The sequence below is a fragment of the Nonomuraea sp. LPB2021202275-12-8 genome, assembly GCF_037044575.1.
Classification (GTDB): Bacteria; Actinomycetota; Actinomycetes; order Streptosporangiales; family Streptosporangiaceae; genus Nonomuraea.
Genome location: NZ_JBAHWD010000008.1, coordinates 21,176 through 44,670, shown reverse-complemented (window position 1 = coordinate 44,670; position 23,495 = coordinate 21,176). Strand labels below are relative to the sequence as shown.

The window sequence follows — 23,495 nt, the reverse complement described above, 5'->3', positions numbered from 1 at the left end:
CCCCCGCCCTGTCAAACCTGAACCATGCCACGCCATTGTCGGAACTTCAGCCGGAGTGGCAGTGAACGCAGGTCAGCGCAGGCTCGAGCCAACCCTTAAATCCCGATATTTCGAGTCATAAAGAGACAACACTTCGACCCCACTGGAGAAAATCTTGGGTAATAAGCCTGGGTAATATCCGGCCCCCCTATAGTGGGCGGACACCTCGACACGTGACGCAGAGTCGCCGAAAGGCAACAATGCGCACACACTCCAGGGAGATCCGCCTCCATGAGCCTGTCGCCGGACTGCCCGGCTCACCGCTCCGGCACCGACCTGGGAGAGCATCTCTCGCTGCTCCGCAGGCGCTGGCTGCTCCTGCTCGGCTGCATCCTGGCCGGTGGCACGGCCGGGCTGGCCATGCTGAGGCTCACTCCGCCCGCCTACACCGCGACCGCCCAGGTCCTCGTCACGCCCGTGGGCACGCCGGAGCAGGGCAACCAGGTGACCAACCGCCAGCGCGAGGCGCTCAATCTCGACACCGAGGCGCAGATCGCCCGCTCGTCCATGGTGGCGGCCATGGCGGCCAAGGCGGCGAACACCACCGCCCTGGAGCCCGCCGAGGTGTCGGTCCCGCCCAACGCGGCCGTCCTGCTGATCTCCGTCACCGCCGCCGATCCGGAAACCGCGGTCACCGGCTCGCAGGCCTACGCGCAGGCCTACCTCGCCCATCGCGCCGAGACCGCGCAGGCGGCGATCAGCGACCAGCTGAAGGTCATGCTGACCAAGCTCAGGCAGGTCAACACCGCGCTCAGCACGGTGGTCAAGGATCTCGACGGGCTGCGCAAGGGCGCCCCCGAGCACACCCTCGCCACGCAGCGGCAGAGCGTCCTCAACCGGCAGGTCCACAGCCTCACGCTGAAGTACGACGCGCTCAGGACGCTCACCGTGACGCCCGGATCGGTGATCAGCCCGGCCACACCGCCGCAGGCGCCCAGCTCGCCCGGCCTCCCGCTCTTCCTCGGCTCCGGGCTCATGGCCGGCCTGCTGCTCGGAGCCGCCGCCGCGGCGGCCCGCGACCGGCTCGACACCCGGCTGCGCAGCGCCGCCGACGTCGAACGGCTGACCGGGCTGCCCGCCCTCGCCGACCTGTCGCTCCCGGACGGCGCGCCGCACGATCTGGCCTGCTCTGTGGTAGCCGCCTGCCCCGGCAAGCGGCTGCTGGTCAGGGCCGTCCCGGCCGAGCTCGGCACCTCGCCCGTGACCGTGCCGCTGGCCACCAGCACGCCACTGTCGGTGCTCGACGGCACGGATGTGGGCGACCTGGCCAAAGCGGACGCCGCCCTGCTGCTGATCGGACTGGGCGCGGCCACCTCCGTGCAGGTCGCGGCCGCCGTACGGCATCTCAGCCGGCACAACGTGCCGATCATCGGCGCGGTGACCACCACGGACCTGACACCCGCGCCCGTGCCGGCCCCGCGCCCGCACACCCCGCTGGGCAAGCTCGTCGCCACCGGCGAGCTCCAGCCCGCGGAGCCCACCGCGGCGGCCGAGACCACGCCCCAGCAGGTGCTCCCCCAGCCGCCGGGCCGGCCGGCGTGACAGGACCCGCGTGGCCCATCGCCGCGCTGCTGCTCGGCTATCCCGTCTGGTGGGCGCTCGGCTTCGGCGGCCTGTCGGTGGTCGTGCTCGCCGTGCCCATGGGGATCATCCTGTGGCGGCGCAGGCCCATCCGGGTGCCGCGCGGGTTCGGGCTGTGGCTGCTGCTGATCGCCGGCTATCTGGTGAGCGCGCTGATGCTGGGCGAGATGCCGCCCGGCACCTACGGCGAGCTCGGCGCGGGCCGTGTCATCGGCTACTCCATGCGCCTGGCGCTCTACCTGTCGCTCATGGTCATGGTCCTCTACCTGGGCAACCTCAGCGAGCGCGAGCTGCCGCAGCTCCGGCTCGTGCGGATGCTCGGCGTGCTGTTCATGACGACCGTGGCGGGCGGGCTGCTCGGCGTCCTCGCCCCCGACTTCTCCTTCACCTCACCGGTGGAGCTGGTCCTGCCTGACTGGCTGGCCGGCAACCCGTTCGTGCAGAACCTGATCCATCCGACCGCCGCGCAGACGCAGAAGGTGCTCGGCTACGCCTCGCCCCGGCCGGAGGCGCCGTTCGAATGGGCCAACGCGTGGGGCAGCAACATGTCGGTGCTGCTGATCTGGTTCGTGGTCGGCTGGTGGGTGTACGGCAACCGCCGGCGCCGGGCGCTGGCCGTGGTGCTGATCGCGCTGGCGGCCATCCCGATCGTCTACTCGCTCAACCGGGGCCTGTGGATCGGGCTCGGGCTGGCCGTCCTCTACCTGATCGTCCGGGTGGGCGGCAGGACCAGGGTCGCGCTCTGCGCCGCGATGGCGACGGGAGCGCTGGTGTTCGCGCTCAGCCCGCTGTCCGCGCTCGTAACCCAGCGGCTGGACAATCCGCACTCCAACGACATCCGTGCCTTCACCGTCTCGGCCACGCTCGCGGCCGCCGCCCGCTCCCCGGTGATCGGCTACGGCAACACCCGCAACGCCACCGGCAACCACCGCACGATCACCACCGGCAGGACCGGATGGTGCACCGGCTGCGGCCACCCACCGCTGGGCAGCGACGGCCAGCTCTGGCTGCTGATCATCACACAGGGCTTCGCGGGGGCGGCGCTCTACGTGGCCTTCTTCGTCGGCGCGATCCGCCGCCACCGGGCCGACCGCACCCCGATCGGGCTCGCCGGGGTGCTGGTGATGAGCCTGGTGCTGCTCTACATGTTCGTCTACGACGGCCTGGTCACGCCGCTCAGCCTCTACTTCATCTCCTTCGCGCTCCTGTGGAGAAATCCCGCATGACCGACACCGCCATCAGACTCGGCTATCTCGGCGACACGCTCCGGCTGCTCTACCCCGGCCAGGGTGATCTCCGCGCCCACACGCTGCTCCCGCACGCCCGCCTGCCTCGCCGGCTGGCGCCGCGCCGCTGGTGGCACCCGGCGGTGGGGCCGCGGATCATGCTGCCCGTCGAAGGGTCGATCTCGGCCCACCTGGGGGAGATCTTCGGCGCGCCGGTCGAGACCGTCCTGCACGTGCGCCCCGCTCGCCGGGGCAACCGCAAGCCGATCCTGGAGGCGCACAGCGGCGACGCCCGGCTGGCCTTCGTGAAGGTGGGCGACACGGACCTGACCCGCGAGCTGGTCGACAACGAGGCGGCCGTGCTGCGCAAGCTGGCCGACCAGCCGCTCAAGACCGTCGTCACACCCACCGTGCTCCACCACGGGCGCTGGCGCGGCCTCAGCGTGCTGGCCCTGTCACCGCTGCCGGCCCGCCGCCGCCGGGTGCCCGCCCCGATGCTGGTCCAGGCCGTCAAGGAGATCGCGGCCACCGGTGGCGCCGACGGCGCGGCCTGGCACGGCGACCTGTCCCCGTGGAACATCTCGCCCTCCGCCGACGGGCGGCTGCTCGTGTGGGACTGGGAGCGCTACGAGGTCGGCGTCCCCTACGGGTTCGACGCGGTGCACCACTTCTTCCAGCGGGCGCTTCGCCGCATGGACCCGCAGACCGCCGCGCGCGCCTGCCTCGCCCAGGCCGTGCGCACCCTGGCACCGCTCGGGCTGTCGTCGGCGCAGGCCAGGCGGACCGCGCTGCACTACCTCATCGCGCTGGCCGACCGGCACGCCGCCGACGGCCACGAACCCCTCGGCCCGCCGGGTCTCTGGCTCAACCCGGTCGTCGACCACGAGGAGTCGCTGACATGAAGGCCGTGAAGCGCTCGGCGCTGTCGGTGTCCCGGACCACCGGGAGGTTCACCTCCGGCGCGCGGATCCTGCCGTCATTCCTGGTCGCCGGGGCCCAGCGGTGCGGCACCACCTCCCTCTACCGGGCGCTGGCACAGCATCCCCTGCTGCTCAAGCCGGTGCTGCACAAGGGAGTCCACTACTTCGACGCCGGCTACCAGCGGGGACTGTCCTGGTACCGGGGGCACTTCCCGCTCCGGGTCGGGGCGGCGCTGCTTGCCCGGCGCCACGGCACCGGCCCGCTGGCGTTCGAGTCGTCCCCGTACTACCTGTTCCACCCGCTGGCCGGGGAGCGCATCGCCGCCGACCTACCGGGGGTGAAGCTGATCGTGCTGGTGCGCGACCCGGTCGAGCGGGCCTGCTCGGCGCACTCGCACGAGCTGGCCAGAGGCTTCGAGACCGAGTCGAACTTCGAGTACGCGGTGGAGCTGGAGACCGGGCGGCTCGCCGGGGCCGAGGAGAGCCTGCGGGCGCGCCCGTACTCCGCCCACCACTCCCACCGTCACCACGCCTACCTGGCCCGCGGTCGCTACGCCGAGCAGCTGGACCGGCTGGAGCCGCTGTTCGGGCGGGACCGGATCCTGGTCCTGGACAGCCACCGGTTCTTCGCCGAGCCCGAGCAGGCCTATGACAGGGTGCTGGAGTTCCTGGGAGTGCCGCGACTGGGCTGTCCGGAGTTCGAGCGGCACAACGGGCGGCCGCGGCCCAAGCCTCTGCCGGACTCGGTCCGGCGGTCGCTGCGGGACCACTTCGAGGTGTACGACTCGCGACTGGTTCGCTGGCTGGGCGGTGACCCGTCATGGCGAAGGTGACCGCGGAGGCGCGAGGGCGCACCGGGACGGCGCTGCTGGGGCGGGTGGCGCGGGGCGGGGTGGCCGGGCTGACCGGGGCGGCGGTGGCCGCTCTGGCGCAGTTCCTCCTGGTGGTGCTCGTCACCAGGACGTTCCCGGCCGAGCAGGCGGGAGCGTTCTTCACGGTCACCGCGCTGGCCTTGATGGCGGCCGGGGTCGTCAAGCTGGATGCGGGCAACGGGCTGGTGTACTTCATCGCCAGGGCCAGCACCTTCGACTATCGCGGCATATCGGGATATATCCGGGCAGCGCTGGTGCCGGTCATCGTGGTCGCCACGCTCGCCGGCGCGCTGCTGTACCCGCACCTCGGCCCGCTGGCGCTGGCGCTGCCCGTCATGGCCGTGGCGGACGTGCTGCTCGCCGCCGGCAGGGGGTTCGGCGCCATGCGGCCCACCGTGCTGCTCGACGGGGTGCTGCTGCCTGTCGGCCAGCTCGTCCTGGTGGGCGCGGTGGCCCTGGCCGCCACGTCACCATGGCTCCTCGCCGGCGTGCTGCCCCTCGCCGGGGCTTCGGCCCCGGATGCCGGGGTCCCGCCCTTCATCTCGGCTCTGTCCGGAGCCGGGGCGTCCGTCTCGTCGGCACTGCTCGTCGCCTGGGCGCTGCCGTACCTGCCTGTGCTGGTGCTGGCGGCGCTGGCGCTGCGCGGCCGGGCGCCGCGCCTGCCCTACCTGCCCGGCACCGGGCGGGACCTGTGGCGGCACACGGCGCCGAGGTCCGTGGCGGCGGCGATCCAGGCGGTGTTCCAGCGGCTCGACATCGTGCTCGTCGCCCTGCTCGGCGGCCCCGTGCAGGCGGCCGTCTACACCGCCGCGACCCGGTTCAAGGTCGTGGGCCAGCTCGCCAACCAGGGCCTGGCCCAGGCCGTGCAACCGCGGCTGGTGAGCGCGCTCGCCGAGGGCGACCTGAGCCGGGCCAGGGAGCTCTACCAGGCGGCCACCATGTGGCTGGTGCTGGTGACCTGGCCGGTCTGGCTGGGCTACGCGCTGATGGCGCCCTGGCTGCTGCGGCTGTTCGGAGACGGCTACGGCTCGGCGGTGCCGGTGGCGCTGGTCCTGGCGGGCACGATGATGGCGGCGACCGCGTCCGGCATGGTCGACGTGGTGCTGACCGCCGCCGGCCACACCACGGCCAGCCTGCGTAACCTCGTCACCGCCGTCGCCTGCACGGTGGCGCTGGACCTGGTCCTGATCCCGGCCCACGGCGCGCTGGGCGCGGCACTCGGCTGGTCGGCCGGCGTGCTGATCAAGAACGCGCTGCCGCTCTGGCAGCTCCACCAGCGCTACGGCCTGCGCCCCTTCGGCCGCCACAGCCTGTCCGCGCTGCGCTGGCGCACCTGGGTCCCCGTATGAGTCATGGCACGCGGCCTCCCGTGCTGGTGACCGGGCTGCCCCGCAGCGGCACGAGCTGGACGGGCAAGATGCTGGCCGCCGGCGGCGAGCTCGTCTACGTCAACGAGCCGCTCAACCCGCAGCATCCGCCCGGCGGCTGCCCCGGCATCCTGCGCGCCCAGGTGCGCCATCGCTTCCAGTACATCTGCGACGACAACTCCCCCACCTGGCTGCCCGCCTTCCGCGACACCGTCGCGCTGCGCTACCGCTGGCGGGCCGAGCTGCGGGCCAACCGCTCCCCGTACGACCTGGCACGCATGCTCCGCTACGGCGGCGCGTTCGCGTACGGCCGTCTGACGGGACGGCGGGCGCTGCTGGACGATCCGTTCGCCGTGCTGTCGGCGGGCTGGTTCGCCGAGCGGCTGGGATGCAGGGTGATCGCCCTCGTGCGGGACCCGGTGTCGTTCGTGGCGAGCTGGCAGCGCCTCGGCTGGACCGTCTACTTCCACGAGCTGCTCGAACAGCCCCTGCTCGTCCGCGACCATCCCGAGGTGCTGCGGCTGCGCGTCCTGGTCGGCTCTCAGGACCGCGTCGCCAAGGCGGCGGCGCTGTGGCGGGTGACGCGGGAGATCCTCTCCCGCACCCCCGGCATCCTGGTCACCTCCTACGACGACCTCGCCGCCGACCCGCTGACGGGCTTCAAGAGCCTGTACGAGTACGCGGGCCTGGCGTGGACCCAGGCCGCCGAGGCACGCGTCATCCGCGCGTGCACCGCCTCCGGCGGCCGGGAGCGCGGCTTCACCTGGACGGGCCTGTCCCGGACCGCCTACAGGCCGATGGACTCCCGGCTGGCCCTGCGAGCGGCTGCCAGGGGTCTGACCCCTGACGAGATCGCCCGCGTCAGGGCGCTGACCGCCGACGAAGACGCCCAGCCCGCGCTGTGACGAGCAGGCGCAGCGCGAAGGGCGCATCGTCGACCAGATAGCGCCTGGCCAGCCGTCCGGGCTCGCAGGCCAGCCTGAAGAGCCATTCCAGCCCTGCCCGGCGCATCCACCGGGGCGCCCGCGACACCGTGCCCGCGGCGAACGCGATCGCCGCCCCGCACCCCACGAACCAGGCGCCGGGGAGCTCGCGACGCAGCTCGCCGATGAGCAGATCCTGCCGGGGGAACCCGAGCCCGACGAACACCAGCCTCGGCCGCGCCCGCACGACCTGCCGCCGCACCAGCCGCCTGCCCTGCTCGGTCGCGTCGAACCCGTACGGCGGCGCGTCCACCCCGCAGACGCGCAGCCGAGGATGGCGGCCCGCCAGCTCGCCGGCCGCTGCGGCGGCGGCGCCGGGCGGACCGCCGAGCAGGTAGACGGGCCAGCCGCGCCGGGCGGCCAGCCTGCTCAGGGACCAGATCAGGTCCGCCCCGGTGACCCGCCCGGGCACCGGCGTGCCGAGCATCCGGGCCGCCCACACCAGCGGCATCCCGTCGGCCACCACCACCTCGGCCGCGCCCACCAGCTCGCGCAGCGCCGCGTCCTTCGCCACGGCCCGGCAGATGTCCACGTTCGGGGTCACGATGTGTCCGCCCCGGCCCGCGGCCAGCTCCGCCTCGACCCGGCGGACCACCTCGTCCTCGGTGACCGGGTCGAGCCCGACCCCGCCGACGACCACCCGCGCAGGCCACGCACCGGCACTAACGGCGGGTCCGACGGCCTCACCGCCGAACGGCGGGGCCGCAGGGGACGGAGGCTGGGTGAGGAGGGCGGCGTTCGCGCGGGCCTGAGGGAGCGGGGTCATCAGATGCCGTGCCCCCGTTGGTGCAGCAGGGCCAGCACCGCGGAGGCCGGGACCAGACCCGCGGCCACGGCCAGGGCGATGGGGGCCCGGGGTTCGCCGAGGCGCGCGGCGAACGTCCGGGCCGCCCAGCGTGCCGCGGCGCGCCGGTGACCCTGCGCGGCATGGCCGAAGGCGAGCTGACCGTAGATCCGCGCCGCGCCGCGCGGATCCACGGCCAGTTCGGGGTGCCGGGCGAGCATCCACTCGAGCCCGGCAATGCGGTCGGCCCAGCGGGCGACGTAGTGGGACGCACCCCACCGGACCCGCACGAACGGCTCGTCGACGTTCGCGATCGGGTGCCGCTTGGCGGCGCGGAGCGCGAGGTCCCAGTCCTCGTTCTGGCCTGCGGGAGCGCTTTCGTCCACCCAGAACGCGCCGCGTCTGAGGAGGAACGTCGAGGAGTGCACCATCACCATGCGGGAGCGCACCAGGTCGGCGGCGGTGACCTGGTCGGCGCCGGCGAGCCTCGGCACCCGCCGACGTCCGCCGGCTCCGGCCGGCCCCGGCATCCCCCGGCCGCCGTACTCGACCTCGATGCCGCAGCTCGCGAACTCGACGTCCCCGCCGAGCAGGCGCGCCTGTGCGGCGAGTTTGCCGGGCAGCCACATGTCGTCGTCGTCGCAGAAGGCGACCAGGTCGGTGTCGCAGGCGGCGATGCCGGTGTTGCGCGCCCCGGGCAGCCCGGGGCTGAGCCGGTTGGGCAGCACGCGCACGCCCGGCACCTGGGCGGCGACGACGGCGGGGTCGCCGCCGTCGACCACGACGACGACGCTCACGCGGCCCGCGTACTCCTGGGCGAGCGCCGCCTGGACGGCCGTGCGCAGCTCTTGGGGGCGGTCGCCTCGGGTGGGGATGACCACCCCCACCGAGAGGGTCGCAGTCATGCGGTGGCCTTTCCGTAACCGTAGCGGGCCCTGAGCGGCCAGGTGAGAGCGGCGACCAGGCCGCGGTGGTGGCGTGGCAGACCGAGCAGCCAGGAGTCGTCACGGGCGAGCTCGACGGCCCCGGCGGTGAAGCGCATCGGGTTGCCGGAGGCGGTGTGGGCCGTGGTCAGGTAGGCGGTCGTGCCGTGCAGGAAGGGCAGGCGCGGCGTCGCGAAGCCGAGGCTGTGGGCCAGGTCCGTCAGGGTGGCGTGCGGAGCGGCCAGCAGGTCCTCGTAACGGATCCGGGTGACCTGGGCCCCGCGGGCGGCGAGCAGCTCCAGCGCCAGGTTCTGGGCCGTCCAGTGCAGGGCGGTGCGGGCGGGGCCCCAGCGGGTCATCGGGCTGCCGTCCTCGGGCCGGGCCACGGTCCTGCGCCAGGAGTGGGCGACCGCTCGCGGCTCCCGCACCACCTGCACGATGCGGGCGTCCACCCCCGCCTCCAGCAGGCAGTAGGCGAGCGAGGCGTGCTTGCTGGAGTCGACGACCGTCTGGGCTCCCGCCGCCTCGGCCGCCGCCTGGTAGACGCGGCGGTAGGCGCGCACGTACTCCGGCAGATCCTCGTGGGCGATGCGGGCCAGCCTGCGCGTGCGGTCCACCCGGTGGCGCAGGGCCATGACGCGCTCGGCCAGCATGGACGTCCAGCCGCCGAAGGCCCGCTCGCCGACGCCGCGCCAGAACGGGCACGCGGTGAACGCCCGCCCGCAGCCGCACGGCTCGTCGGCCAGCACGCCGCGCTCCCACAGGTGCACCACCTCACCGAGGGGCGCGACCCCTGGAAGCTGGCCGAGGAGCCGTTCGAGCAGGGTGGTGCCACTGCGGCCGAGGCCACCGAGGAAGATCACGCGGGGAGCGGTCGAACGGTCGGTCACGGGGGCGAACTCTCACGTCGCGAACACGGAACGTGGGGACTTTAGCGCGGAGAGTAACGACAGGTTCAGCGAACCGTAAGAGATCTACCTTCAGAACCCGGGCACCCCGGATCGGGCGGCCCTCCGACCCGGAGCGGGCACGGGCATGGCTCCGGCGACCGTGCGCGGGTGCGCAACCGGCGGGCCGGAGCGGCCGGTCCAGGCCCTGGGCGGGCCCGGACCGCCGGGACGGCTAGCGGGCGTCCATGATCATGCCGGCGCCCACCGTGCCGTTGGTGGACTCGTCCACCAGGATGAAGCCGCCGGTCATCCGGTTGCGCCCGTAGTCGTCGACGAACAGCGGCTGCGTCACCCGGAGCGTGACGCGGCCGATCTCGTTGAGGCCCAGCGACGTCGCCTCCTCGTCCCGGTGCAGGGTGTTGACGTCGAGGCGATACTGCAGGTCACGGACGAGGACCCGGGCCGAGCGGGTGGTGTGCTTGATGGTCAGCTTGGAGCGCGGCGTCAGCTTCACGCCGTCGCCCATCCAGCAGACCATCGCCTCAAGGTCCTGGGACGCGTGCGGCTGGTTGTTGGGGCGGGCGATCATGTCACCGCGGGAGATGTCGAGGTCGTCCTCGAAGCGGAGCGTCACCGACATGGGCGGGAACGCCTCCTCCACCGGCCCGTCGAAGGTGTCGATGGAGGCGATCCTGGTCGTCAGCCCGGACGGGAGGTGCACCACCTCGTCACCCGGCTTGAGCACGCCGCCCGCCACCTGGCCGGCGTAGCCGCGGTAGTCATGGAAGGCGTGGTCGGTGGCCCGCTTGGGGCGGATGACGTACTGGACGGGGAATCGCACGTCGACCAGGTTGCGGTCGGAGGCTATGTGCACGTTCTCCAGGTGGTGGAGCAGCGAGGAGCCCTGATACCACGGGGTGTTCTCGGAGCGGGACACCACGTTGTCGCCGTTGAGCGCGGAGATGGGGATGAACGTCAGGTCGGACACGTTCAGCTTCGAGGCGAAGGCGGTGAACTCCTCGCGGATCTCCTCGAAGCGCTCCTGCGAGAAGTCCACCAGGTCCATCTTGTTGACGGCGAGCACCAGGTGGGGAACGCGCAGGAGCGAGGTGAGGAAGGCGTGGCGGCGCGACTGCTCCAGCACGCCCTTGCGGGCGTCGATGAGGATGATCGCCAGGTCGGCGGTGGAGGCGCCGGTGACCATGTTGCGGGTGTACTGGATGTGGCCCGGCGTGTCGGCGATGATGAACTTGCGGCGCGGCGTCGCGAAGTAGCGGTAGGCCACGTCGATGGTGATGCCCTGCTCCCGCTCGGCCCGCAGGCCGTCGGTGAGCAGCGACAGGTCGGTGAATTCGGTGCCGCGGTCGCGCGAGGTGCGCTCGACGGCCTCAAGCTGGTCTTCGAAGATCGCCTTGGAGTCGAACAGCAGCCGCCCGATGAGGGTGGACTTGCCGTCATCGACGCTTCCCGCCGTGGCGAAACGCAGAATATCCATCGGTTTAGAAGTAGCCTTCCCGCTTGCGATCCTCCATGGCGGCCTCCGAGGCGCGGTCGTCGGCCCTGGTGGCCCCGCGCTCGGTGATCCGGGTCACCGCGATCTCCTCGATGATCTCTTCGACCGTCGCGGCCTTGGACTGCACGGCGCCGGTGCAGGTCATGTCGCCCACGGTGCGGTAGCGCACCACGGACTCGAACAGCGGCTCGTCGTCACCGCGCTGCACGACGTCGGCGTCCGGCAGCAGCATGCCGTCACGCTCGAAGACCTTGCGCGTGTGGGCGAAGTAGATGGACGGGATCTCGATGGCCTCGCGCCGGATGTAGTCCCAGATGTCCAGCTCGGTCCAGTTGGACAGCGGGAACACCCGGATGTGCTCGCCCTTGCGGATCCGCGCGTTGTAGAGGTTCCACAGCTCGGGGCGCTGGTTCTTCGGGTCCCACTGGCCGAAGTCGTCACGGAAGGAGAACACCCGCTCCTTGGCCCTGGCCTTCTCCTCGTCGCGCCTGGCGCCGCCGAAGACCGCGTCGAACTCGTTGTCCTCGATGCCGTCGAGCAGCGTGGTGGTCTGCAGGCGGTTGCGGGAGGCCCGGCGGCCGGTCTCCTCGACCACCCGCCCGGCGTCGATCGAGTCCTGCACGCTGGCCACGACCAGGCGGGCGCCGAGTTCGGCGGACCGTCGGTCGCGGAACTCGATGACCTCCTCGAAGTTGTGCCCCGTGTCGACGTGCATGAGCGGGAAGGGGATGGCCGCGGGCCAGAACGCCTTCTCCGCGATGCGGAGCATGACGATGGAGTCTTTGCCACCGGAGAAGAGCAGACAGGGACGCTCGAATTCGGCCGCCACCTCGCGCATGATGTGGATGGCCTCGGCTTCGAGTACGTCGAGCTGCGACGTGGTGTAGTCGCGCTGGAGCATGGGAGCTCTCCTCCGGCGTTTATCGGTGCAGGTCCCGGATCCCGGCGAGCAGGGATGACGCCAAGTCCGGTAGGGAAACCAGGATATCTGGTAGTGAGGGGTCGGCTTGGTTGTAGGCCAGTTCCGAGCCGTCGATTCGGCTGGCGTGGGCGCCCGCGGCCTGCGCGACCGCGACCGGCGCGGCCGAATCCCATTCGTACTGGCCACCGGCGTGCACGTAGGCCTCGACCTCGCCGGTCAGCACGGCGGAGATCTTCGCTCCGGCCGAGCCGATCGGCACCAGGTCGGCGCCGACCAGATAGGCGAGCTTCTGCACGAACTCCGGCGGGCGGGTGCGGCTCACCGCGATGCGGAAGCGGCCCTTGTCGTAGGCGGGCAGCTTGGGCGGCTCGGCCGTGGTCAGCGTGCGCCCCTGCGCCGGCAGCGCCACCGCCCCCGCGGTCAGCCTGCCCCGCTCCCACAGCGCCACGTGGACGGCCCAGTCGGACCTGCCCTCCTCGGAGAACTCGCGGGTGCCGTCGAGCGGATCGACGATCCACACGCGGTCCGCGCTCTGCCTGCGCGGATCCATCCGCTCCTCGCGGGTGGCCTCCTCCGACAGCACGCTGTCGGAGGGCCTGAGCCTGGCCAGCGACTCCATCAGGAGCACGTGGGCGGCGCGGTCGCCGGCGGTCCGCAGGGCGGCCGGGTCGCCGAACCCCTCGCGCTCGCGAACCCGCAACAGGTGCTCCCCCGCCTCGGTCGCCAGATCGGCGGCAAGAGCGTGGTCGTCGCGAATGGTCATCAATAAGCTCCTTGCCCGCGTGCGACGGCCGACCATGTTTTCCAAAGAATCTGGAGGTCCAGCATGAGGGACCAGTTCTCAACGTAACGCAAGTCCAGCCGGACGGATTCCTCCCACGACAGATCCGACCGGCCGTTCACCTGCCAGAGCCCGGTCAGGCCGGGCCGGACGAGGAGCCGCCTGCGCACGTCGTCGCCGTAGCGGGCGACCTCCTCCGGCAGCGGCGGGCGCGGTCCCACCAGAGACATGTGCCCGAGGGTCACGTTGATGAGCTGAGGCAGCTCGTCGAGCGAGTGACGGCGCATGAACGTGCCGAGCGGCGTCACCCGCGGATCGTTGCGGATCTTGAACAGTGGCCCGTCACCGTCACTGACGAGGGTGATCTTCTGGCGCTCTGCGCCGCGTCTCATGGTGCGGAACTTCACGATGGTGAACAGCCTGCCGTCCCTGCCCACCCTGGTCTGCCTGAACAGCGCCGGTCCCGGACTGGTCGCGCGCACCGCGATCGCCAGCCCGGCCAGCAGCGGAGCGAGCAGCACGAGCAGCGAGAGCGCCAGCACCCGGTCGAAGACGTTCTTGACGAGCTGGCGGACGCCTGTCAGCTCAGGGTGCTCCACGTGCAGCAGCGGCAGCCCGGCGGCGGGCCGGATCGTGGTGCGCGGCCCGGCGACCTCCATCAGCGCCGGGGCCACCACCAGCTCGGTCCGCGTGGCCTCCAGCCGCCAGGCCAGCCTCCGCAGCGCCAGGCCGTCCATCTCGGGACAGGCGAGCACGGCCACGGTGTCGGCCCGGACCTGGTCGACGACGAGGGGCACGTCGCTGAAGTGGCCGACGACGGGCACCTCGGCCACGCCGTCAACGGGAGCGTCGTCGGGCAGGCAGGCCGCCACGACGTCCATGCCGTGGTAGCGCTCCTTGCGGAAGAGCCGGACGAGCTCGTCCACCGAGGCGGCGTGGCCCACCGCCACGACCCTGCGCATGCACGCGCCGCGCGCGCGGCGCCGGTGCAGCGAGCGGCGCAGGCCGTACCGGAACATCAGGGTGAGCAGCGTGATCAGGGGCAGGGCGAGCACCACGTAGCCGCGGGCGACGTCGGTCTTGGTCACGTAGGAGCCGATGGCGAGCGCGGCGGTCAGCGCGACGCCGCACTGCACGACCCTGCGGAACTCCTCCGACCCGACGCCGATCATGCGCGGCTCGTAGGCCCGGTTGAGCGCGACCGCGCTGATCCACACCAGCGGCAGCACCATGCTGGCCATCAGGTAGGGGGTGGCGTGGGCGGTGACCTCGCCGAACCTGAAGGCGAACGCGGCGGCCGCGCCCGCGCACCCGCAGAGCGAATCGGCGGCCAGGGCGCGGAACCTGTAGGCGCGCACCCAGCTGGGCACGCGGGGACCGACTCGCCAGGAGACGGCGGGACCGGATCCGACGACGGTCAGCAGAGCCTCCCCGCGGGGTCCGTCGTGCACGCACGCCTCCGAGTGACCGATCGTGAACAGAAAGTCACCAGATAGTAGCGGCACACGAGGCCGGTGGACGCGCGAACGGCCCTATGCGGGGATCAGCGTGGAGGGCCGGAAATGTTCAGATCGGCGCGGTGGAAATCATTCTGCGTGACTTCGAGGCCGCGTTCCATGAGCGACTCCACCACGTCCGCCGCCCGGTCGACCAGGAACGGCAGGTCCTTGCGCTCGACGGTGGCGAAGTCCCTCAGGACGAACGAGGCGGCGTCCATGCGGCCGGGAGGGCGGCCGATGCCGAAGCGGACCCGCAGGTAGTCGCGGGTGCCGAGCACCTTGGTGATCGACTTGAGCCCGTTGTGACCGTTGTCGCCGCCGCCCAGCTTGGCGCGCAGCGCGCCGTAGGGGACGTCCAGCTCGTCGTGGACCACGATCAGCCGCTCGGGACCGATCTTGTAGAAGTCGGCGAGCGCCTTGACCGGCCCGCCCGACAGGTTCATGTACGTCAGCGGCTTGGCGAGCACGGCGGCCCGCGTCTCCAGCACCTCCGAGCGGCTCCGGTGCGCCTTGAAGCGCCCGCCCGCCCTGGCGGCCAGCTCGTCGAGCACCATGAAGCCCGCGTTGTGCCTGTTACCCGCGTATTCAGGGCCGGGGTTGCCGAGCCCGGCGATCAGCCAGCGGTCCATGTGCTCCCCTCAAGCGCGGAACGGGGCAGCCGGCGACACCGGCTGCCCCGCGACCGCGACGATTACTCGGCGGCAGCGGCCTCGGCGGTCTCGCCCTCGGCGACCTCGGCGGCCTCTTCGCCCTCGGCCGGGGCCTCGGTCGGCTTGGCGATGACCTGGAGGATCACGACCTCCGGGTCGGCGGCCAGGGTGGTGCCCTCCGGGAGCGGAAGCTCGGCGGCGGTGATGACGGTGCCGATCACCAGGCCCTCGACGTCGACCTCGATGCCGGTCGGGATGTGCGTGGCCTCGGTCTCGACGGAGACGGAGACGAGCTGCTGGTCGAGCAGGCCCTCGGAGTTGACGTCGCCGACCGTGGTGACCGGGATCTCGACCGTGACCTTCTCGCCGCGCCGGACCAGGAGCAGGTCGACGTGCTCGACGAAGCCCTTGATCGGGTCACGCTGGACGCCCTTGGGGAGCGCGAGCTCGTCGATGCCGTCACCCGCGAGGCGGATCAGCACGTTGGGCGTGCGGAGCGCGAGCAGCACCTCGTGGCCAGGAAGGGTCAGGTGCTTGGTGTCGGTGCCGTGCCCGTAGAGGACGGCGGGCACCTTGTCGTTGCGGCGGATCTTGCGAGCGGCGCCCTTGCCGAACTCGGTGCGGGATTCGGCGGCGATACGTACTTCGGACATGACATCTCCTAGGGATGCGAGAAGCTCGGGTTTTGCGCTCCCCCTCACCCGCCCTAGCGGAAGGCGTTACGAGCGCAACCTCACCAGTCTACTGGGTCGATCGGCGCGCTCAGGTATCGCCTTCGAACAGGCTCGTCACGGAGCCGTCGGTGAACACCTCGGTGATGGCGCGGGCGATGAGCGGCGCGATCGACAGCACGGTCAGCTTGTCGAACCGGCTCTCCTGCGACAGCGGCAGCGTGTTGGTGACGATGACCTCGGAGATCCGGGAGTTCTTCAGCCGGTCGACCGCCGGGTCGGAGAAGACCGCGTGGGTGGCGGCCGTGATCACGTTGGTGGCGCCCTGGTCGTAGAGGGCGTCGGCGGCCTTGCAGATGGTGCCGGCGGTGTCGATCATGTCGTCGATCAGCACGCAGGTGCGGCCGCGCACCTTGCCGACGACCTCGTTGACCTTCACCGAGTTGGCGACGTCGAGGTCGCGCCGCTTGTGGATGAAGGCCAGCGGGGTGCCGAGCGTGTCGGCCCAGCGCTCCGACAGGCGCACGCGGCCGGTGTCGGGCGAGACGATGGTGGTGGTCGCCAGGTCGAGCTTGTTCTTCAGATAGCTCTCCAGCACCGGCATGGCGAACAGGTGGTCGACCGGGCCGTCGAAGAAGCCCTGGATCTGCGAGGTGTGCAGGTCGATCGACATGAGCCGGTCGGCGCCGGCGGTCTTGAACATGTCGGCCATCAGCCGGGCCGTGATCGGCTCGCGACCGCGGCCCTTCTTGTCCTGCCTGGCGTAGCCGAAGAACGGCATGACCACGGTGATGCGCTTGGCGGAGGCCCGCTTGAGCGCGTCGACCATGATGAGCTGTTCCATGATCCACTTGTTGATCGGACCGGTGTGGCTCTGGATCACGAAGGCGTCGCAGCCGCGGACGGACTCGAGGTAGCGGGCGTAGATCTCGCCGTTGGCGAAGTCGATCAGCTTGGTGGGGGTGAGGGAGACGCCGAGGTGCTCGGCCACCTCATCGGCCAGCTCGGGGTAGGCGCGGCCGGAGAAGAGCATGAGAGCCTTCTCGCCCGGCTGCTTGATACTGGTCATTTGCCACTCTCCCGCTGTTCTTGCTCGGCCAGCGCCCGCTCGGCGGCCGCGGCCGACTTGGTGCCCGCGCGCCTGCGCAAGACCCATTTCTCGATGTTGCGCTGACGCGCTCTCGCCACCCCGATCGCGCCGGGCGGCACATCGCCGTCGATGACGGACCCGGCGGCCGTGTAGGCGCCGTCTCCTACCGTCACCGGGGCGATGAGCATGGTGTCGCAGCCGACGAACGCGCCGTCGCCGACCTTGGTGCGGCTCTTGGTGACCCCGTCGTAGTTGACGAAGACCACCGCCGCGCCGATGTTGACGTCGTCGCCGATCGTGGCGTCTCCCGCATAGGTCAGGTGCGGGACCTTGGACCGCTCGCCGACCTGGGAGTTCTTCATCTCGACGAAGGTGCCGGCCTTGGACGCCCGGCCGAGCACGGTGCCGGGGCGCAGGTAGGCGTAGGGGCCGACGCTGGCCTGCGGACCGATCTCGGCGCCGTCGGCGACGGCGTTGCGCACCACGGCCCCCGCGCCGACGCGGGTGTCGGTCAGTGTGGTGGCGGGGCCGATCTCGGCGTCGGCTCCGACGACCGTGCGGCCGTGCAACTGCGTGCCGGGATGGATGAGCGCGTCGGGCTCGATCTCCACGCCCACGTCGATCCAGGTGCTGCCGGGGTCGACGATCGTGACGCCGCCGCGCATGTGCCTCTCCAGCAGGCGCTGGTTGAGCACCTTGCGGGCGAAGGCGAGCTGGACCCGGTCGTTGACGCCCTCGACCTCGGCGAAGTCGCCCGCGACGTGCGCGCCGACGCGGTGGCCGTCGCCGCGCAGGATCGACAGCACGTCGGTGAGGTACTCCTCGCCCTGGGCGTTGTCGCTGGACACGCGCTTGACCGCGTCGGCCAGGAGCGCTCCGTCGAAGGCGTAGATGCCGGAGTTCATCTCCTTGATGGCGCGCTGGTCGGGGCTGGCGTCCTTCTCCTCGACGATCTCCAGCACGGCGCCGCCGGGGTCGCGGATGATGCGCCCGTAGCCGGTGGGGTCGGGCACCTCGGCCGTGAGCACGGTGACGGCGTTGCCGTCGGACTCGTGCCGCTGGAGCAGCTCGGCCATGGTCTCGGTGCGCAGCAGCGGCACGTCTCCGTAGGTGACGAGGACCGTGCCGGTGATCGTGCCGACCTCCTCCAGCACGGTGCGGACCGCGTGGCCGGTGCCGCGCTGCTCCCGCTGGACGACGGCGCGCGCGTCCGGGCTGGTGTCGGCCAGGTGGGCGCTGACGCGCTCGAGCGCGTGGCCGATGACGACGATGAGCCGCTCGGGACCGAGGTCGCGGGCGGCGGAGAGCATGTGGTCGACCAGCGCTCGGCCGCACAGCTCGTGCAGGACTTTCGGGGTCTGGCTCTTCATCCGGGTTCCCTCGCCTGCGGCGAGGACGATGACGGCTGCCGGGCGCGGCACACTCACGGACTGAGGCTCCCTGTGGCTGGACGGATCAGGGTCAGATGCGGCTACCGCACCGCAACCCTCCCGACACCGTGAGGATACCTGGCCACTTCGGGCGCTCTCTCGGGGGGAGAGCTGGAAAGCTCCCGGAAGAGGACTCGAACCCCTACAAAGTGGACCAAAACCACTTGTCCTGCCGATTAGACGATCCGGGATCAGCGGACACCGTGGCGTCCGACACAGTCCCTACGATACCGACCCCGCACCTGCGTGCGCGCCCATACCCGCCTCCCACGCGCACCCGTGTGACTAGATCGCAGGTGTGGGGGCAGACCACAGCTGAGGGCGCGCATAACAGACCGCCCGAAATGCCGCAAGGCATGGAACCGACGCATGTCGTAGAGCAGCCCGTTACAAATCACACATGGAAAACTTAGGGCTTCCTTACTTACGATGGCGTAAGTTACGGTGGCGTAGCCAGACATACTCCCCAGACAGATCGCGAGAGGTAGCCCATGACCGTTATCGCCGAACGCCCGACGCCCGGACCGAAGCCCGATTTCGAACCCGAACCACGCTCCAAGGCCGAACTCGTGTCATTCGCGCTGGTCGTCGGGCTGCCCATCGTGGCGATCCTGGCCGCCGTGCCGATCGCCTGGGGATGGGGACTCGGCTGGACGGACGTCGCCATCGCCGGCGTCTTCTACGTGGTCTCGGGCCTCGGCGTCACCGTCGGGCTGCACCGCTATTTCACCCACGGCTCGTTCAAGGCCAAGCGGCCGCTGAAGATCGCACTCGGCATCGCGGGCAGCCTCTCGCTGGAGATGTCCGTGCTCGACTGGGTCGCCACCCACCGCAAGCACCACAAGTTCTCCGACAAGGAGGGCGACCCGCACTCGCCGTGGCGCTTCGGTCCCGGCTTCAAGTCGATGTCCAAGGGCCTGCTGTACGCGCACATGGGTTGGCTGTTCGACGCCGAGCGCACCAATCGCGAGAAGTACGCCCCTGACCTGGTCAGGGACGCCGACGTGATGAAGCTGCACAGGTGGTTCGGCGCGATGGCCATCACCTCCATCCTGCTGCCCGGCATCCTCGGCGGGCTGATCACCTGGTCCTGGCAGGGCGCGCTGACCGCGCTGTTCTGGGGCTCCCTGATCCGCATCGGCCTGCTCCACCACGTGACCTGGTCGATCAACTCGATCTGCCACGTGTTCGGCGAGGAGGCCTTCCAGGTACGTGACAAGTCCCGCAACGTGTGGTGGCTGGCGATTCCCTCGTTCGGCGAGTCGTGGCACAACCTCCACCACTCCGACCCCACCTGCGCCAGGCACGGCGTGCTCAAGGGCCAGATCGACCTGAGCGCCGGCCTGATCCGCATCTTCGAGAAGCTGGGCTGGGTTCACGACGTGCGCTGGCCGACGCCTGAGCGGCTGGCGGCGAAGCGGATTGCCTGACACCGCCTCATCGGCGAGCGGTGCTCCGTCCGGCACCGCCATTATGGAAAGCGTGACCGAATCCCGATCTCGTAGGCGCATGACCGGAAAAGAACGAAGAGAGCAGCTGATACTGATCAGCCGTACGCTTTTCGCGCAGAAGGGGTTTGACGGGACCTCTATCGAGGAGATCGCGGCTACCGCGCACGTCTCGAAGCCCGTGGTGTACGAGCACTTCGGCGGCAAGGAGGGCGTCTACGCGGTCGTCGTCGACCGCGAGATGCAGAAGCTGCTCGGCATGATCACCGGAGCCCTCGCCGCCAGCCACTCCCTGGTCAAGCTGGAGCGGGCCGCGCTGGCCCTGCTGCAGTACATCGAGGAGAGCAGCGAGGGCTTCCGCATCCTGGTCCGCGACTCGCACGCCGCCTCGGGCACGGGCACGTTCGCCAGCCTGATCAGCGAGATCGCGAGCCAGGTGGAGGACGTGCTGGCCGACGAGTTCGCGGCGCGCGGCTACGACCCCAAACTGGCGCCGATGTACGCCCAGATGCTGGTGGGCATGGTGGCGCTGACCGGCCAGTGGTGGCTCGACGTACGCAAACCCGGCCGCGAGGAGGTCGCGGCGCACCTGGTGAACCTGGCGTGGAACGGGCTGACCGGGCTCAACCCGCAGCCGGCGATCACGCTGGCCACCCGCACCCAGGCGAGCGCGGCCAAGCCCCGCGCCAGCGACAAGGAGCTGCGCGAGCTGGAGAAGGTGCGCGAGCGGGAGCTCAAGGAGGCCGAGAAGGTCCGGCAGCGCGACCTGCGCGAGGCGGAGAAGGCCAGGGTCCGCGAGCTGAAGGAGCGCGAGCGGCTCCTCAAGGAGGCCGAGAAGGAGCGCGAGCGGCTCATGAAGGAGGCCGAGAAGGTTCGCGAACGCGAGGACAAACTGCGCCAGCGCGAGGCCAGGCTGGCCGAGCGGACGGCCCGGCTCGGGCAGCCTGACCAGCAGGAATAGCTCGGTGCGGCACTGTTCACGTTCTGTTCAACCTGACGGGGCATATTCCTCCTATGTCCGCTGAGTTGCTGCATCCCCAAAATGATCTACCGTTGCCACAGGAGAGGTTCCTCAACCGCGAGGAGAGCTGGCTGCAGTTCAACGAGCGGGTGCTGGAGCTGGCCGAAGATCCGTCCCTGCCCCTGCTGGAGCGGGTGCGGTTCCTGGCCATCTTCGCCAGCAACCTGGACGAGTTCTTCCGGGTCCGCGTCGCCGGGCTCAAACGGCGCATGGCGACCGGCCTGCTCCTACGGACGAAGAGCGGGCTGAAGCCGAGCGAGGAGCTGGCCAGGATCGCCACCATCGCCGACGAGCTGGCCAGGCGGCACGCCGCGGCGTTCCACGAGCAGATCCGGCCCAAGCTCGCGGCCGAGGGGATCGAGATCGTCCGCTGGGACGATCTGGGGCGCGAGGAGCGCACGGAGCTGCGCAGGCTGTTCAGGGAGCGGATCAGGCCGGTGCTGACGCCGCTGGCCGTGGACCCCGCCCACCCTTTTCCGTACATTTCTGGATTGAGCCTGAATCTGGCGGTCGTGGTGCGGAACCCGGCCACCGATCACACGGTGTTCGCCAGGGTCAAGGTCCCCTCCCAGCTCCCCCGCTTCGTGGCGGCCTCCAAGGACCGGTTCGTACCACTGGAGGACGTGATCGCGGCCCATCTGGGGCAGCTCTTCAAGGGCATGGAGATCGTCCAGCATCATGTGTTCCGGGTGACCAGGAACGAGGATCTCGAAGTCGACGAGGACGTCACCGAGAACCTCATGCAGGCCCTTGAGAAGGAGCTGCGGCGGCGGCGGTTCGGTCCGCCGGTCCGGCTGGAGGTCGAGGACACCATCTCGCCCCAGGTGCTCGACCTGCTGGTGGACGAGCTGGAGCTGGCCCCGCACGAGATCTACCGCATCGCCGGGCCGCTGGACCTGACCGGCCTGCACGCCATCGCCGACCTGGACCGCGGTGAGCTCAGCTACCGCCCGTTCGTCCCCGCCGAGGCCATCAGCGCCGAGGACGACATCTTCGCCGTGCTGGGCGAGCGCGACGTGCTGCTGCACCACCCCTACGACTCATTCGCGACCAGCGTGCAGCGCTTCATCGAGGCGGCCTCCGCCGACCCCAAGGTGCTGGCCATCAAGCAGACCCTCTACCGCACCAGCGGCGACTCCCCCATCGTGGACGCGCTCATCGACGCGGCCGAGGCGGGCAAGCAGGTCGTCGTGGTCGTGGAGATCAAGGCCCGCTTCGACGAGCACGCGAACATCTCCTGGGCCCGCAAGCTGGAACGCGCCGGTTGCCACGTCGTCTACGGCGTGGTCGGCCTGAAGACCCACTGCAAGCTCGCCCTCGTCGTCAGGCAGGAGCCGTCCGGCGAGCTGCGCCGCTACTGCCACATCGGCACCGGCAACTACAACCCCAAGACCGCCAGGCAGTACGAGGACTTCGGCCTGCTCACCTCGGACCCGCTGGTCGGCGAGGACGTCACGGACCTGTTCATCCACCTGACCGGCTACTCCAACCACTCGGCCTACCGCAGGCTGCTGGTCGCGCCGCACTCGATGCGCGCCGGGCTGCTGGCCAGGATCGACCGTGAGATCACCCACCAGCGGGCGGGACGCCCGGCACGCATCAGGATCAAGACGAACTCCCTCGTGGACGAGCCGATCATCGACGCCCTCTACCGGGCGTCCAAGGCCGGCGTGCCGGTGGACCTGTGGGTGCGCGGGGTGTGCACGCTGCGCCCCGGCATCCCCGGCCTGTCGGAGACCATCCGCGTGCGCTCTGCGCTGGGACGCTTCCTGGAGCACTCCAGGGTGTACGAGTTCGGCCTGGGCAGGCGGCCTGAGGTGTGGATCGGCAGCGCCGACCTGATGCGCCGCAACCTCGACCGCCGGGTGGAGGCCCTGGTCAAGGTGACCAGCCCGCAGCACAAGGCGTACCTGATCTCGCTCATGGATCTGGCCATGGCCGACACCACGAGCACGTGGTGGCTGGGCTCCGACGGCACCTGGCTCCGCCAGCCGGGCGACGACCTGCAGAGCCATCTCATCGGGACCCGCCGCTGGAGGACTGTTGACGACGACGACTGACCCGCTCCGGGCCGCCGGCGCCGTGGTGTGGCGGGGTGAGGAGAGCCACCCTGAGGTGGCCGTCGTCCACCGGCCGCGCTACGACGACTGGACCTTCCCCAAGGGCAAGCTGGAACGCGGGGAGCACGTGATCGCCGCCGCCCTGCGCGAGGTGCGCGAGGAGACCGGCCTGACCGTCGTACTCGACCGTGCCCTGCCGCTCGTGAGCTACCCGCTCGAGGTCGGGATCAAGAAGGTCCACTACTGGGCGGCCCGGGTGGCCGGCGACGGCGGGTTCGTGCCCGGTGACGAGGTCGACGGGCTGCGCTGGCTCCCCGTCGACCGGGCCCGGGAGCTGCTGAGCTACGCGTGGGACGTGGAGTTGCTCGGCGCGCTGACGGAGGCGCCCCTGACCACGGTCCCGCTCGTCCTGGTGCGGCACGGCTCGGCCGGCTCACGCCGTGACTGGCAGGGCGAGGACGCCCTGCGACCGCTCGACGGCGACGGCCGGGCACAGGCCGCGGTGCTGGACACCGTGCTGCCCGCCTACAGGCCCGAGATCCTGCTGAGCTCTCCCAGCCTCAGATGTGTACAGACGCTGGAACCGTACAGCTCGGACATCAGGCTCGAGGCGCTGCTCAGCGAGGAGGACCAGGACCCGCCCAAGACGGCGGCCCTGGTCGGCGACCTCACCGTGCCCGCCGCCGTATGCAGCCACGGCAAGGTCGTGCCGCCCCTGCTCGCCGCGCTCGGCGGCGAGCAGACGCACCTGCGCAAGGGCGCCTTCGCCGTGCTGCACAGGGTGGGCCGGCAGGTGGTCGCGTCGGAGCGCCACTCCACCTGACG

Annotated in this window: 21 protein-coding genes and 1 tRNA gene; 10 read left to right on the top strand and 12 right to left on the bottom strand. The window is 71.0% G+C overall.

The annotated features are described in order from the left end of the window. Positions 1 to 270 precede the first annotated feature (270 nt). The 6 genes from V5E28_RS17375 to V5E28_RS17350 are packed head-to-tail and all read left to right on the top strand — an operon-like array spanning position 271 to position 6,910. Positions 271 to 1,581 (top strand): Wzz/FepE/Etk N-terminal domain-containing protein, encoded by a 1,311-nt coding sequence (locus V5E28_RS17375; protein WP_336207961.1) that lies wholly within the window; start codon positions 271 to 273, stop codon positions 1,579 to 1,581. After that, positions 1,578 to 2,846, top strand: coding sequence for a hypothetical protein (locus V5E28_RS17370; RefSeq protein WP_336207960.1), 1,269 nt, complete (start codon positions 1,578 to 1,580; stop codon positions 2,844 to 2,846). Before V5E28_RS17375 ends, V5E28_RS17370 begins: the two co-directional genes overlap by 4 nt. After that, positions 2,843 to 3,748, top strand: coding sequence for a hypothetical protein (locus V5E28_RS17365; RefSeq protein WP_336207959.1), 906 nt, complete (start codon positions 2,843 to 2,845; stop codon positions 3,746 to 3,748). Before V5E28_RS17370 ends, V5E28_RS17365 begins: the two co-directional genes overlap by 4 nt. Beyond that, the gene (locus tag V5E28_RS17360) at positions 3,745 to 4,599 is read left to right on the top strand and encodes a sulfotransferase (protein WP_336207958.1); all 855 of its coding nucleotides are present in this window, start codon (positions 3,745 to 3,747) and stop codon (positions 4,597 to 4,599) included. Before V5E28_RS17365 ends, V5E28_RS17360 begins: the two co-directional genes overlap by 4 nt. Beyond that, complete coding sequence (locus tag V5E28_RS17355) at positions 4,587 to 5,987, top strand: lipopolysaccharide biosynthesis protein (protein WP_336207957.1); 1,401 nt, start codon at positions 4,587 to 4,589, stop codon at positions 5,985 to 5,987. Before V5E28_RS17360 ends, V5E28_RS17355 begins: the two co-directional genes overlap by 13 nt. Continuing rightward, a complete protein-coding gene (locus V5E28_RS17350; protein WP_336207956.1) occupies positions 5,984 to 6,910 on the top strand; it encodes a sulfotransferase in 927 nt (308 codons plus the stop codon). The genes V5E28_RS17355 and V5E28_RS17350 overlap by 4 nt, the downstream gene beginning before the upstream one ends. On the opposite strand, the gene V5E28_RS17345 is transcribed toward V5E28_RS17350, so the two are convergent. The 12 genes from V5E28_RS17345 to V5E28_RS17290 form a co-directional block, all read right to left on the bottom strand. Continuing rightward, positions 6,867 to 7,754, bottom strand: a complete 888-nt coding sequence (locus V5E28_RS17345; protein ID WP_336207955.1) for a WecB/TagA/CpsF family glycosyltransferase — start codon at positions 7,752 to 7,754, stop codon at positions 6,867 to 6,869. The genes V5E28_RS17350 and V5E28_RS17345 overlap by 44 nt on opposite strands. Further along, entirely contained in the window at positions 7,754 to 8,677 is a 924-nt protein-coding gene (locus V5E28_RS17340; protein WP_336207954.1) for a glycosyltransferase family 2 protein, read from the bottom strand. The genes V5E28_RS17345 and V5E28_RS17340 overlap by 1 nt, the downstream gene beginning before the upstream one ends. Then, the gene (locus V5E28_RS17335; RefSeq protein ID WP_336207953.1) at positions 8,674 to 9,585 is read right to left on the bottom strand and encodes a sulfotransferase family protein; all 912 of its coding nucleotides are present in this window, start codon (positions 9,583 to 9,585) and stop codon (positions 8,674 to 8,676) included. The genes V5E28_RS17340 and V5E28_RS17335 overlap by 4 nt, the downstream gene beginning before the upstream one ends. A 232-nt stretch (positions 9,586 to 9,817) precedes the next feature. Then, the gene (gene cysN / locus V5E28_RS17330) at positions 9,818 to 11,080 is read right to left on the bottom strand and encodes a sulfate adenylyltransferase subunit CysN (RefSeq protein WP_336207952.1); all 1,263 of its coding nucleotides are present in this window, start codon (positions 11,078 to 11,080) and stop codon (positions 9,818 to 9,820) included. Between the two features lie 4 nt (positions 11,081 to 11,084). Further along, entirely contained in the window at positions 11,085 to 11,999 is a 915-nt protein-coding gene (cysD, locus tag V5E28_RS17325) for a sulfate adenylyltransferase subunit CysD (RefSeq protein ID WP_336207951.1), read from the bottom strand. A 19-nt stretch (positions 12,000 to 12,018) separates the two neighbouring features. Beyond that, positions 12,019 to 12,783, bottom strand: coding sequence for a 3'(2'),5'-bisphosphate nucleotidase CysQ (locus tag V5E28_RS17320; protein WP_336207950.1), 765 nt, complete (start codon positions 12,781 to 12,783; stop codon positions 12,019 to 12,021). Then, positions 12,783 to 14,252, bottom strand: a complete 1,470-nt coding sequence (locus tag V5E28_RS17315) for a sugar transferase (protein WP_336207949.1) — start codon at positions 14,250 to 14,252, stop codon at positions 12,783 to 12,785. Before V5E28_RS17315 ends, V5E28_RS17320 begins: the two co-directional genes overlap by 1 nt. A gap of 92 nt (positions 14,253 to 14,344) precedes the next feature. Continuing rightward, positions 14,345 to 14,929, bottom strand: coding sequence for an aminoacyl-tRNA hydrolase (pth, locus tag V5E28_RS17310; RefSeq protein WP_336207948.1), 585 nt, complete (start codon positions 14,927 to 14,929; stop codon positions 14,345 to 14,347). Positions 14,930 to 14,991: 62 nt separating this feature from the next. Further along, on the bottom strand, positions 14,992 to 15,603 hold the full coding sequence (locus V5E28_RS17305; RefSeq protein WP_336207947.1) for a 50S ribosomal protein L25/general stress protein Ctc: 612 nt from the start codon (positions 15,601 to 15,603) through the stop codon (positions 14,992 to 14,994). Positions 15,604 to 15,712: 109 nt separating this feature from the next. Next, complete coding sequence (locus V5E28_RS17300; RefSeq protein ID WP_336207946.1) at positions 15,713 to 16,690, bottom strand: ribose-phosphate diphosphokinase; 978 nt, start codon at positions 16,688 to 16,690, stop codon at positions 15,713 to 15,715. Then, a complete protein-coding gene (gene glmU / locus V5E28_RS17295) occupies positions 16,687 to 18,138 on the bottom strand; it encodes a bifunctional UDP-N-acetylglucosamine diphosphorylase/glucosamine-1-phosphate N-acetyltransferase GlmU (RefSeq protein WP_336207945.1) in 1,452 nt (483 codons plus the stop codon). Before glmU ends, V5E28_RS17300 begins: the two co-directional genes overlap by 4 nt. A 122-nt stretch (positions 18,139 to 18,260) precedes the next feature. Next, positions 18,261 to 18,332: transfer RNA gene (locus V5E28_RS17290), tRNA-Gln, on the bottom strand. A gap of 300 nt (positions 18,333 to 18,632) precedes the next feature. Between V5E28_RS17290 and V5E28_RS17285 the strand changes: the two genes are divergently transcribed. The 4 genes from V5E28_RS17285 (at position 18,633) to V5E28_RS17270 (ending at position 23,493) form a co-directional block, all read left to right on the top strand. After that, on the top strand, positions 18,633 to 19,571 hold the full coding sequence (locus V5E28_RS17285; RefSeq protein WP_336207944.1) for an acyl-CoA desaturase: 939 nt from the start codon (positions 18,633 to 18,635) through the stop codon (positions 19,569 to 19,571). 79 nt (positions 19,572 to 19,650) lie between these two features. Next, entirely contained in the window at positions 19,651 to 20,550 is a 900-nt protein-coding gene (locus V5E28_RS17280; RefSeq protein WP_336207943.1) for a TetR/AcrR family transcriptional regulator, read from the top strand. Positions 20,551 to 20,603: 53 nt separating this feature from the next. After that, positions 20,604 to 22,670 carry an RNA degradosome polyphosphate kinase gene (locus V5E28_RS17275; RefSeq protein ID WP_336207942.1) on the top strand — a complete coding sequence of 689 codons (2,067 nt, stop codon included), beginning with the start codon at positions 20,604 to 20,606 and terminating at the stop codon, positions 22,668 to 22,670. Next, positions 22,654 to 23,493, top strand: a complete 840-nt coding sequence (locus tag V5E28_RS17270) for an NUDIX hydrolase (RefSeq protein WP_336207941.1) — start codon at positions 22,654 to 22,656, stop codon at positions 23,491 to 23,493. The genes V5E28_RS17275 and V5E28_RS17270 overlap by 17 nt, the downstream gene beginning before the upstream one ends. Positions 23,494 to 23,495 lie beyond the last annotated feature (2 nt).

Coding starts and splice junctions, on each gene's coding strand:
- V5E28_RS17375 (WP_336207961.1), top strand. CDS start 271: ATGAGCCTGTCGCCGGACTGCCCGGCTCACCGCTCCGGCACCGACCTG.
- V5E28_RS17365 (WP_336207959.1), top strand. CDS start 2,843: ATGACCGACACCGCCATCAGACTCGGCTATCTCGGCGACACGCTCCGG.
- V5E28_RS17360 (WP_336207958.1), top strand. CDS start 3,745: ATGAAGGCCGTGAAGCGCTCGGCGCTGTCGGTGTCCCGGACCACCGGG.
- V5E28_RS17355 (WP_336207957.1), top strand. CDS start 4,587: ATGGCGAAGGTGACCGCGGAGGCGCGAGGGCGCACCGGGACGGCGCTG.
- V5E28_RS17350 (WP_336207956.1), top strand. CDS start 5,984: ATGAGTCATGGCACGCGGCCTCCCGTGCTGGTGACCGGGCTGCCCCGC.
- V5E28_RS17345 (WP_336207955.1), bottom strand. CDS start 7,754: ATGACCCCGCTCCCTCAGGCCCGCGCGAACGCCGCCCTCCTCACCCAG.
- V5E28_RS17340 (WP_336207954.1), bottom strand. CDS start 8,677: ATGACTGCGACCCTCTCGGTGGGGGTGGTCATCCCCACCCGAGGCGAC.
- cysN (WP_336207952.1), bottom strand. CDS start 11,080: ATGGATATTCTGCGTTTCGCCACGGCGGGAAGCGTCGATGACGGCAAG.
- cysD (WP_336207951.1), bottom strand. CDS start 11,999: ATGCTCCAGCGCGACTACACCACGTCGCAGCTCGACGTACTCGAAGCC.
- V5E28_RS17320 (WP_336207950.1), bottom strand. CDS start 12,783: ATGACCATTCGCGACGACCACGCTCTTGCCGCCGATCTGGCGACCGAG.
- pth (WP_336207948.1), bottom strand. CDS start 14,929: ATGGACCGCTGGCTGATCGCCGGGCTCGGCAACCCCGGCCCTGAATAC.
- V5E28_RS17305 (WP_336207947.1), bottom strand. CDS start 15,603: ATGTCCGAAGTACGTATCGCCGCCGAATCCCGCACCGAGTTCGGCAAG.
- V5E28_RS17300 (WP_336207946.1), bottom strand. CDS start 16,690: ATGACCAGTATCAAGCAGCCGGGCGAGAAGGCTCTCATGCTCTTCTCC.
- V5E28_RS17285 (WP_336207944.1), top strand. CDS start 18,633: ATGACCGTTATCGCCGAACGCCCGACGCCCGGACCGAAGCCCGATTTC.
- V5E28_RS17280 (WP_336207943.1), top strand. CDS start 19,651: ATGACCGGAAAAGAACGAAGAGAGCAGCTGATACTGATCAGCCGTACG.
- V5E28_RS17275 (WP_336207942.1), top strand. CDS start 20,604: ATGTCCGCTGAGTTGCTGCATCCCCAAAATGATCTACCGTTGCCACAG.